Source organism: Amycolatopsis vancoresmycina, assembly GCF_000716785.1.
Taxonomy (GTDB): Bacteria; Actinomycetota; Actinomycetes; order Mycobacteriales; family Pseudonocardiaceae; genus Amycolatopsis; species Amycolatopsis vancoresmycina.
The window spans coordinates 1-1016 of record NZ_JNYY01000050.1 but is presented as its reverse complement, the minus strand read 5'-3'; the positions used below and the strand labels follow the sequence as shown (position 1 = coordinate 1016).

The 1016-nt window shown below is 67.5% G+C and carries 1 protein-coding gene; it reads left to right on the top strand.

All coding sequences use genetic code 11. The annotated features are described in order from the left end of the window. Positions 1-162: 162 nt before the first annotated feature. Positions 163-999 (top strand): IS5 family transposase, encoded by an 837-nt coding sequence (locus tag OO60_RS44255; RefSeq protein ID WP_033263638.1) that lies wholly within the window; start codon positions 163-165, stop codon positions 997-999. Positions 1000-1016: the final 17 nt, after the last annotated feature.

Sequence of the window (1016 nt, the reverse complement as noted above, 5' to 3'; positions counted from 1 at the left end):
AGAGCCTGTTCCTGAACTGAGCTCGGGTGGGCGTGTTGCCGCTGGCAGCAGAGGAACTCCTGGTAGATCGAGCGGTGCTGAAGCGCCGTTCTACCAGGAGTTCCGTTGTTATCGTGCCCTATCGCCTCCAGTGCCGCCCGCCCGCAGGTGCCGTGCTGCCGGTTGGCGCCGTTCCACCAGCACGCCGGCACCCGCCGTCATCGCCGTTATCCCTCCGACACCACCGACGCGCAGTGGGCGATCATCGATCCACTGCTGCCGGACCCGGCATGGCTGACCGGCAGAGGCGGCCGTCCGGAACGCCACTGCCGCCGCAGCATCGTCGACGCGATCTTCTACGTCGTGGACAACGGCATCAAATGGCGGGCCCTGCCCGCAGACTTCCCGCCCTGGTCCACCGTCTACAACCACTTCCTCGCCTGGGAAAAAGCCGCCATCACCCAGGACGTGCTCGACATCCTCCGCGACCGGATCCGCATCGCCGAAGGCCGCCGCGCCGAACCCACCGCCGCCATCATCGACTCCGCCACGGTCAAAGCAGCCGAGACCGTCGGACACGCAACCCGCGGCTACGACGGCGGGAAGAAAATCAACGGCCGGAAACGCCACATCGCCGTCGACACCCTCGGACTGCTGCTGGGCGTGCTGGTCACCGCCGCCTCCGTCCAGGACCGCGTCGCCGCCCGCCCGCTGCTGCACTGGCTCACCACCACCAGCTGCCGCATCCAGCTCGTCTGGGCCGACGGCGGCTACCTGGGCACCCTGCTGGGCTGGGCCACCCACGTCCTCAACATCACCATCGAGATCATCAAACGCAGCGACGACACCACCGGCTTCGTCGTCCTACCCCGCCGCTGGGTCGTCGAGCGCACCCTCGCCTGGATCGTCCGCCACCGCCGCTGCGCACGCGACTACGAACGCCTACCCCAACACCACGAAGCCATGGTCCGCTGGAGCATCATCCGCATCACCAGCCGCCGCCTCACCCAACGCACCTAAGTTCAAGAACAGGCTCT